Here is a 9,315-nt window from a genome sequence, read left to right as displayed (position 1 = left end):
GTAGCCCTCGTCTGCCATGGTGAGGCAACGAGTCGCAAGAGGGATCACAAAGAGCAGCGCGCATCCGCAGATCGCGATCGCTGCAAGCGGCCGAGCGATGGAAGACAAGGCCGCATTGGGACGATCAGACATGCGCCGAAGTATAATCCGCCGGCTTCGAAATACAGAATGACTCGATTTTCAGCAGCATCGGGGGCCGTGGCCCATTCGGCGGCAAGGCCGTCGCTCCGAAGCATTCATGTTTGCTCGCACTTCGTGGACCGTCTTGCCGGCTATCTGCTTGTTGGCGCGCAGCATCTGCGAGACGGCCACAATCGCTTCAGTCGCCACGAGCGGCGCGCATTCCAGTCGAGGTGTTCTCTGGTGCGGGCTCTGCGGTCTCTTGCCGACCCGCGACCCTCTCGTGCAGCTCCAGAACTACCCATCCGAATCGCTCGGCCCGACTTCCGGGAAGATGGGCTCTTGACCCGAAATTCCTCAGGAAAAATGGCCGCTTAGCCGATTCAAGGTCCAATTCCCGGCGTGCGAATTCGGGACCGGTCCGCGATTTTCGAAAGCGATGAGCAGAGGAAAACACCTGATGGCTGCGTACATTCGCTTCTACCAATTCGACGCCTCGCCCTTCGGCAGCGGGAAGGCGAAGCCGGGAGTGGTGCTGGGAACGAAGTCGCTTCGCGGTGCACTCGCCAAAGTAAAGCAAGGGCTGGCGGAAGACTCACCTCGCATCTGCCTGACCGGCTCTTCCGGTGTCGGCAAGACGAGTTTCTGTCGTGCACTGCCCAAGTTGCTCGCGGATTCTGCCCAGGTCGCGGTGGTCCTCGATCCAAGCAAACCATGGACAGAGGTTCGCGCCACGATTGCGAAGCGATTCGGTCTTCAAGGAGGTGCGATCTCGCGCAAAGCACTCCTCGCGGCCCGAGAAAGTTCTAAGCATCTCATCCTTGTCATCGACCAGGCAGAAACGCTGAGCCACAAATCACTCGATCATCTTGATATTTTGCTGCAGTACAAATGTGACGACGGAAAACAACTGCTGCACTGCGTGATCTTGGCCAACCTCGATGCCGCGGCCGCCGGCACCGAGATCCCCCTGCTCTGGTGGCTCGACAAGTTCACCACCCTGCAGTTGCAGTTTTCGCCAATTCCCGCGGAAGGCCTGCGCCATTACGTCGAGAAGCATCTCGCAAAGGCGGGTTGGGCGGGGGGCGAGCTGTTTACCGCAGAAGCCCTGCTGGCCATTCATCGCAACACCGGCGGCGTTCCCCGCGCCATCAACGAACTCTGCGAGAAGATTCTGGTCGAGGGAGGGATACACGAAATCAACTCGATCTCGGCCGACTTCATCGAAAGGCTGTGCGGAGATTCGCCGGACGAAATCACGCCAACCGCGGATCCTGAAACTTCGGCAAATCCGTCATCTGTTGGCGAATTCGGGCCTCCGATGACCGCTCAGGAAATGCTCGACGACTGCGCGCTCGGTGAGCCTCCCCCCGAAGTCGGGACTCGAGGTGCCCGAGAACAACAACTCGAGCCCGCAGAAGACATCGCATCCCTGCTCATTACACAGGACAGTTCGGAGATGCTTCAAGTCGCCGGCGACAATCCACGCGCCGAAAAAGAACACGACGCAGGATCGCCCGGTCTCGAACTCGAAAACGAACCCGCCAAGAGTCCGCAGTCGGACTTCCACGACCAGGAAAACTCCGTCGGAGCACCCATTGGAATGGGCCGTGTGGCGTTTGCGCCGCCATCGCGCCGCCGCTCAGTCCCGATGGTCGTGAGTCTGGCCGTGGCGGCAGCACTGGCGTACGCCCTCTACTCACGAGTTCCGGTGCCGACGAAGCTGATCGAATCGGCTGAAGTCAAGATCGCCGAGGTGATCGAAAAGCAGACGCGTCTCAAACCGAAGGAGCAGGTCGAGCCGGCGAAAGAAGTCGCCAAAAAACCCTCGCTGGCGTCCAGTATTCTCGACCGTGTCGACAAGCTCGTGAGCGATACCAAGCTCAAAATCGTGAAGCTTCCCGAAAGCGAAGAAACGCTGCCCGATGCCGAGCCCAGCACCGAGTGGGCGGGTGATCTGGCGGAAGAATCGGAAGCGGAGACGGAACCAGCGGCAGTGCCGACGAAGCCCCAAACGGCGTCAACGACGATACGAATCTCGAGCGAACCGATTGTCGTCAACGAATACACCGCAGTTCCGGACTCAGCGTCTTCCCCGGCGAAGCCATCGACTCCAGCCAAGATCGCGCCAGAAGCAACTACGGAAGCAACTACTCCGCACTGAGTTGCAACACCTCGTCCAGACCCAGCCGTGAGGCGAGCGTGCGAGCGCTTTCTCCCGATCCCGCTGTCCAATCCACATCCGCTCCCGCAAGGACCAGCACCTTCGCAACTTCCCGATATCGAGCGACCGGCTGCGCAGGGTCTGCGGCCCTCGACTCGCCGCCCCGGGCGTCACCACCCGGGGCCTCGGCACCACCGCGGCGCGCGAGCCGGTCGAGCCGTTGCAACACCGCGAGCAAGGCGCGGTCCCCGGCTCCTTCGATCCTGTGCGCGTCCAATTCGAGCAATTTCACGACAACGGTGAGTGATCCCGTTTCGGCGGCGATTTCGAGGGCCGAGTCGCCGCGCTGATTGCGCGCCGACGGATTCGCGCCGGCTTCGAGCAACAGAAGCGCCACAGCTCGGTGCTGACCTTCGAGAGCCGCAATCAGGTGAGGTCGATTGCTCATCGGATCGGCGGCCATCTGGGCCCCTGCCCCCAGCAAGAGATTCACAATCGAGGCATTGTCCCGGGTCGCGGCGATCGCGAGCGGGCTTCTCCCGTGTGGATCGCTGGCGTTCACCAAGGCTCCCTCTCGCAACAGCGTCGCTACCGCGAACTCATTGCCGATGCTGGCAGCAAAGCCGAGCGCGGTCATGCCATTGGTCATGACCTTATCGTGATCTGCTCCAGCGCTGAGGAGGGCCGCGACCAGATCCGTTTGATGTTGTGCAATGGCGAAAAAAAGCGGTGATTCCCCCGAGCGATTCATCACATCGGGATCAGCGCCGGCAGCGAGTAGATCGCGCCCGACAGCCTCATGATGATTCTGCGCCGCAGCAAGCAGTGCCGTCACGCCGCGCTGATCAGCCCCGTTGGGGTCCGCACCGGCTTCGAGCATCATCGCGACGATTTTTAGTTTGCCGGCTCCCGCCGCAAGTTGAAGAGGTGTGGCGCCGCGCTCGTCTGCAAGACCGACGTGCGCTCCCGCTTCGAGCAGAATTTTGGAAATTTCCTCTGACCAGACGGCCATCGCGAGCACGGTTCGCCCGCCGCCGAAGTGCTGGTTTGGATCGGCTCCAGCCGCCAACACGGCACGCACCGCTTCGACGTCCTTTCGCCGCACAGCCGCCTGCAGCGGGGTGGGGGCTGACTCGAGAACGCCAATCACTTGCTTGTGTTTGTGATCCTTTGCGATCTCGAGAGGAGTCATGCCTTCACTGTTTTCGAGACTCCTGTCCGCGCCCCATTTCAACAGGGTCCCGGCGATGCGCGGATTCTTCAGTGCGGCGGCTCGGTGGAGCGGCGTGTTGCCCTCGACATCCAGTGAATTGACCGGCACGCGAAGCCGCAGCAGGCCCCTCACGATGTCGCGCCGATCCGCGATTACCGCGAGATGCAGAGCGGCTTCCCCCCGCCCATTTCGTGCGTCGAGATCCAGCTCGACACTCGTCAACAAAATGATTGTGTCCAGGTCTCCGATTTGCACTGCCAGATGCAGGGCGGGCTCAGAGCCTTTGCCCCGCACGTTGGGATTCGCCTTGCCGTCGAGAAGTTTCTTCACCACCGCCGGACGTTTTGCGGCAATTGCGACGTGTAGAGGTGGTGAACCGTCGAGGGCGGGTTGATCTGGATTGGCTCCGAGTTCGAGAAATCTCGAGACGAGATTGCTCGCTGCGTGTTCAGCAGCGAGATGAAGGGCGCTCCTGCCGTTCCCGTCTTCCGCCGCAATATCGGCGCCGGCTTTCAAGAGCCGGTGAACGATCGCAGCATGACTGCGCAGCGTGGCTAGATGAAGCGCAGCTGCGCCGTCCCCATTGCGATGCTCGACATCCGCACCCCTCGACAACAGGAGTTCGACCGCAGCACCTCGACCCGCCTCGATCGCCCGATGGAGCGGGGTCGCCCCTGCCGAATCTACGACGTCGACCCGAGCATCACTTGCGAGCAGGGCCACGATCCAGCGCGTGTGTCCCTTGGCTGCGGCGACGTGCAGGGCAGTCGCACCACGCTGATCCTGCGCGTCGATGTCGACACCGGCATCGACATACTCTTGCAGCCGAGCGGGATCCTGACTGCCGACCGCATCTTGCAGGGTTGGCGAAGTCGCACAGGCTTGCAGTCCCGTGATGAGGACCAGGAGCGAGCCAAGCAGCCGGCAAATACGGGCAGTGGAGCCAGCAGCCGAGTCTTGGTCCAGGCTCCTAGATATCGATGTCGCTGAAGGTGATCTCCATGCGGTAGGTCTTGAAGGCGACTGTCGTTGCCACTGCTGCGGCGGAATAGCTGATGTCATCGGGAACCTGTCCGAGGAGTACGATTGCGCGGACCTCTTGCTGAGGTTCTGCAATATGCTTGCGAACCCAGCCGATGCGTTCCAGTGCATCGCTGACAAGATCTTTTCCCTTCACCGGCGCATCTTGCGAAGACTCTTTGGCGACCAGGACGACCACGAGGCCTCCGGCGTCGTCTCGGGCCAGCAGGTCGATCTTCCCGACCTCTGTTTCGAAATCGACACCCACGGGCTCTTTCTTCGCGTCGGTGTAGATGCTGAGTCCGCCCTCGATACAGTCCGGGCGATCGTGCAGCTGTTCTCGAATCTGAGCCACCCCAGCTTCGGTCTCGCCAGCTCCGGAGCTCGAGCCGGGATCATCGGCTGGCGAGTCGAGCGGAATTTCGGGGGCGTCCTTCGGGGGCGCCTTTTTCTTGCCCTTCTTGCTCGTCTTTTGCGTCCCCGCCTGGCGCGATCCATCTCGGGGGGTAGGCGCCTTCGCGGTAGAGGGAGAGAGAGCGTGGTTCGGCGATGCCAAAGAAGAACTTTCGGCACCCGTCCGAGATCCGCCTTGTGCGGCCAGATTTCGCCCGCAATTGGGGCAATTGCGCTGATTGGAGGTCGTGCGCGTTCCACAGGATGAGCAGTTCATAACTTTACTCTCAGCAGATTTTGGGTTCGGCAAGCAGATGAATGCTGACGAACCAGTTCCTCATTCTCATCGTCCGACCGGAGCCCAGGGATGAGGGCTGCAAACACTCTCGCAGCAATTGTGTGTTCGGATTATGCTCCGCGCCCACCTGTCCCTTAGCCCCAGAGTCCATCAGAACCCAATGAGCGCCCGCCGAACCCGAAATCCCCTCTACGTCCTGCTCGCCGTCATCGCGATCGATCTGATCGGATTTGGGGTCGCGATTCCTGTACTTCCGTACCTCGCCAAGGAACAGCATCCGGAGGGTTGGGTCCTGGGGCTGCTGCTGGCGTGTTACGCCGCGATGCAGTTCGTGTTTGCCCCGGTCTGGGGCCGACTCTCCGACCGCATCGGGCGGCGCCAGGTGATCCTGATCACGATCGCCGGCACCAGCGCATGTCTCCTGCTGCTCGGCTTGTCCGATTCGCTGTTTTGGCTCTTTGTTGCGCGAGTCTTTGGTGGCGTGTTCGGTGCGAATATCAGCGTCGCAACGGCCTACATCGGCGATGTCACCGAACCCGAAGAACGAACGCGCTGGATGGGGATGGTCGGCGTCTGCTTCGCGGTCGGCTTCACCCTTGGCCCGGTGATCGGAGGCATGCTCTCGGTTTTTGGCTATGGGGTTCCAATGCTGTTCGCGTCGGGGCTCGCAGCGGCCAATTTTGCATTCGCGTACCCAATTCTCCGGGAACCGACGCGCCAATTCATTGAACACGAAGCGCAAACTCGACTCGAAATCCTGAAAAACAACGTGCTTCTGCGACGACTTTCGGGCATCAATTTCGTCTTCACCTTCGCCGTGTGTCAACTCGAGTCGCTGTTCATCTATTTCATGTTCCATCGCTTCGGGTACGAGCCTTGGGATGTCTGGCCCATCATGTTCCTGATGGCCTTTGTCATGATGCTCATTCAAGGCGGAGCGATTCGGTCGCTGGCCAAACGATACGGTGAACAGCGCCTGCTGCTCGTCGGAGTGATCCTGATGGCGATTTCGTTTCTCGCTGTGCCCTATCCGACTACGATCGAGGTGCTGCTGGTTCCACTCGTAATGTCGGCCGTAGGCCGCGCGATATGTCAGCCTTCCATGCTGAGTCTGGTTTCTCTAGAAGCTACGGCTGCGACGCGGGGGGCGGTCATGGGCAGCTTCCAGTCCGCTGCCTCTGCTGCGCGCACGCTTGGACCCGTGGCCGCGGGCATCTTGTTTGACTGGCACGTCGGGGGGCCATTCTTCTTGGCCGGTATATTGATGCTGATCACGATTCCGCTGTGTCTGCGTCTTCCCAGCCAGCGCGAGGCAGGACGAGAGCCTGAATCAGTGAAGGACGCGGCGAGTTAGCTCTCGAGCAGGACCAACGACGCCTTTCCCCAATCCGAAGCGATGCGAAAGTGCCATCCATCCTGGGGGAAGTGCCCGTAGCGCGGCGCTTCGAGACGGTACTCGACTCCTTTCGTCTCGAGTTCGCTCATCGCGTTTCCGGCCAACACGTTCAAAAACTCCCCCACGCCATCTAGACAGAGTTCGGCGTTGAGGCTGTCTTCCGGAAGGCCCGCGATACCGCTGCTGAGTTTTCGCGCAAACGAAATCTCAGCCAGCATCAACACTTCGACTCCTGGATTTCCTGTCATCATTACGGAGGCGACCAGATTGGTTTCGGGATCGGGCGCAACGAAGATTTGACCATCGGCGATCCGTACAGCGAGTCGCGCCGTGCGCATGCACAATCGGGGCAACAGATCGACTAGAGTCTTTGCTACGCGAATATTGGCCAGGGCCTTTGGCAAGACGGCGTTGCCCCGGCCCACATCTGCCTGATCGCGTTTGAAGAGTTCCTCATACTCGGACAACTGTTCTCGGGTGATCTGCCCCAATCGAATCAGCGCATCGCCGACGTTGATTCGGGTCTCGAGTTGATTCAGCAGTATTTCCTCCACCTCGACTGCATTGAGAATCCCCATTTCTTGGGCGAGTTCTCCAAACCTGCGATCCAGGCGGCGCTGTTCGGTATTGACTCTGAGACATTCGGCTTCAGTCGCAAAGCCCGCCCGGACGGCAAGATCGCCGACGGTGAGATTTTCTTGCTCCATGAGTTCGAGAGCCGCGTGAAGTCCCGTCGCATCCACAACGCCCAACTCGATCAAAAACTGTCCGAAAAACTTGATCCCCAAGACTAATCTTCCTGCAGGTGGAAACTCAGTTCAGAATCGATCAGCGCTTTGATCTGTTCGGCATCAAAGGGCTTGCCAACTACCTGAACGGCACCGAGCCGAAACGATTCTTCGGCGTGGCTTCCGGAGCCGCCCAACGAAGTAACCATCGCCACGCGAACATCGGGGTTCGTGGCGCGCATCAAACGCAAGGCCGAAAGTCCGTCCATCTCCGGCATGACGATATCCATCAAAATCAAGTCGGGATGCAAGCTCTCAACAATGCTGATCGCAGCGAGACCATTTTTCGCAGTCCCGGCGACCTCGGCCGAATCGATCTCGTCGATGATCGCGCTTACTTGGGCACGGGCGATCTTGCTGTCGTCAACGATGAGAAGTCTGAGCTTGTCCGCCATGGTTACCTCGTGAGTTCACTGCGGTTTATCGGCCCAAGGGCACGCGGAGTTTACTCACAAGTTCGCCGGATCTGGCGCCCCCTGGGCTTGGACTCGATCCTGGGCGGCGAGGAAGATTCCAGGATCACGCGAAGCGTGGTGCCACCCTCCTCGGCCGAATGCCCCTGGCCGAAAACCCGGGTTTGGCGTTCACTTCCGGTATGCCCGATCGCGCAAATGTCTTGATCGCCGGCGGGGGAATCATTGGCAGCAGCCTCGCGTGGGCCCTGGCGTCCCGTGGCGTCGACGACGTCGTCGTCGTGGATCTCGATCTGAACGGTATCTACGCCTCGAGTGAGCTCAATGCCGGCGGGGCCCGGGCGACCTGGTGGCAGCCGGTAAACATCGAAAGCTGCAAGGCGACGCTGGAGTTCTTCCGCGAGCACGCCGAGCTCTTTGGATTCCAGCCCCGGGGCTATCTCTGGCTCTATGACGACCCTGATTTTTACGCAAGAGCACTCGATAAGCGCAAGCTTCAGAACAACTACGGGCTGGAGGTCGAGGCCTTGCAGTCTGGCGAGGTGGCCGAACGATTCCCCGTTCTCGACCGTAGCATGCACGAAATTGTAGGAGCGACGTTCTCTCCCTTCGACGGCCTGCTTAATCCCAATGCTGTGAGGCGTTGGTATCGAGAACAAGCTGAGAAACTCGGGGTTGTCTTCTGCAACCGCCATTACATCGCTGGCGTCACGACACTGCGCTCGTTCGATGCTGACGACGTGCGGCGCCGGGTCAGTAGCGTCGAAATCGTTCGCGTGAAGAAGGAGTCATTCGAGCGAGACGAACTGAATCTCCGCGAGATTCTCACAAGCCACAGCATTCGTGCAGACCTCCACGATGAGGAACTGAACATCTCCTGCGACACTCTCGTGAACTGCCTCGGCGCCTGGTCGCCAATCTTCGCGGCCAAGATCGGAATTCACGATGTCAGTGAGCCGGTGCGTCGTCAGATTTCGCTGATCGATGTGCACAAGGAAGATCTTCGACCGGGGCTGGACCTGGAATCGATGGGAATGATCGTCGACAGCAGTGGCCTTTATTTCCATCCGGAGGGTTCATACATCCTGGCCGGTTACTCGACACCGCGCGAAGTACCCGGTTTCGATTTCGAATACGAGGGTGATGACTTTTTTGAACGAGAGATCTGGGGACGTCTCGCCCATCGTTCGTCCAGCTTCGAACGCTGCGCCCATGTGCGGGGATGGGCCGGGCTGTATGCGGTCACTCCCGATTGCAGCGGAATCGCGAGCGCCGTTGCCGGTTTCAGCAATTTGTTCGAGGCCCATTCGTTTACCGGGCGCGGCGTCATGCAGAGCTACTCGGTCGGCCAGGAGATGGCGGCGCTGATCGATACCGGCCGGTTCGAACACGTAGACCTGAGTCCTCTTTCCCGCGATCGCTTTGCCGACCCAGCGCGGTTGATCCCGGAAGATCTGCACATTTAATTCTAATGGTGCGCGACTTCCTCGCGAGAAATCCCACCCAGCCA

At 60.0% G+C, this 9,315-nt stretch carries 8 protein-coding genes; 4 read left to right on the top strand and 4 right to left on the bottom strand.

From position 1 onward, the window contains the following. Nucleotides 1–580 precede the first annotated feature (580 nt). A complete protein-coding gene (locus tag IH881_14865; GenBank protein ID MCH7868975.1) occupies nucleotides 581–2,284 on the top strand; it encodes an AAA family ATPase in 1,704 nt (567 codons plus the stop codon). Here the strand turns inward: IH881_14865 and IH881_14860 are convergent. After that, nucleotides 2,271–4,220 (bottom strand): ankyrin repeat domain-containing protein, encoded by a 1,950-nt coding sequence (locus IH881_14860; GenBank protein ID MCH7868974.1) that lies wholly within the window; start codon nucleotides 4,218–4,220, stop codon nucleotides 2,271–2,273. The genes IH881_14865 and IH881_14860 overlap by 14 nt on opposite strands. 12 nt (nucleotides 4,221–4,232) lie before the next feature. Here IH881_14860 and IH881_14855 point away from each other — a divergent pair, with 12 nt between their 5' ends. After that, entirely contained in the window at nucleotides 4,233–4,487 is a 255-nt protein-coding gene (locus IH881_14855) for a hypothetical protein (GenBank protein ID MCH7868973.1), read from the top strand. Here IH881_14855 and IH881_14850 read toward each other — a convergent pair. Further along, a complete protein-coding gene (locus IH881_14850; protein ID MCH7868972.1) occupies nucleotides 4,468–5,073 on the bottom strand; it encodes a hypothetical protein in 606 nt (201 codons plus the stop codon). The two genes, IH881_14855 and IH881_14850, sit on opposite strands and share 20 nt — an antisense overlap. A gap of 295 nt (nucleotides 5,074–5,368) precedes the next feature. Here IH881_14850 and IH881_14845 point away from each other — a divergent pair, with 295 nt between their 5' ends. Then, the gene (locus tag IH881_14845; protein MCH7868971.1) at nucleotides 5,369–6,562 is read left to right on the top strand and encodes an MFS transporter; all 1,194 of its coding nucleotides are present in this window, start codon (nucleotides 5,369–5,371) and stop codon (nucleotides 6,560–6,562) included. On the opposite strand, the gene IH881_14840 is transcribed toward IH881_14845, so the two are convergent. Together IH881_14840 and IH881_14835 are read right to left on the bottom strand one after the other, a co-directional pair. After that, nucleotides 6,559–7,392, bottom strand: a complete 834-nt coding sequence (locus IH881_14840) for a hypothetical protein (protein ID MCH7868970.1) — start codon at nucleotides 7,390–7,392, stop codon at nucleotides 6,559–6,561. The genes IH881_14845 and IH881_14840 overlap by 4 nt on opposite strands. Before the next feature lie 2 nt (nucleotides 7,393–7,394). Further along, on the bottom strand, nucleotides 7,395–7,787 hold the full coding sequence (locus IH881_14835; protein ID MCH7868969.1) for a response regulator: 393 nt from the start codon (nucleotides 7,785–7,787) through the stop codon (nucleotides 7,395–7,397). A gap of 200 nt (nucleotides 7,788–7,987) precedes the next feature. Here IH881_14835 and IH881_14830 point away from each other — a divergent pair, with 200 nt between their 5' ends. After that, a complete protein-coding gene (locus tag IH881_14830) occupies nucleotides 7,988–9,271 on the top strand; it encodes an FAD-binding oxidoreductase (GenBank protein ID MCH7868968.1) in 1,284 nt (427 codons plus the stop codon). Nucleotides 9,272–9,315 lie beyond the last annotated feature (44 nt).

This window comes from Myxococcales bacterium, assembly GCA_022563535.1.
Lineage (GTDB): Bacteria > Myxococcota_A > UBA9160 > UBA9160 > UBA4427 > DUBZ01.
The sequence above is the reverse complement of the archived record's forward strand: the minus strand, read 5'-3'. Positions and strand labels throughout refer to the sequence as shown.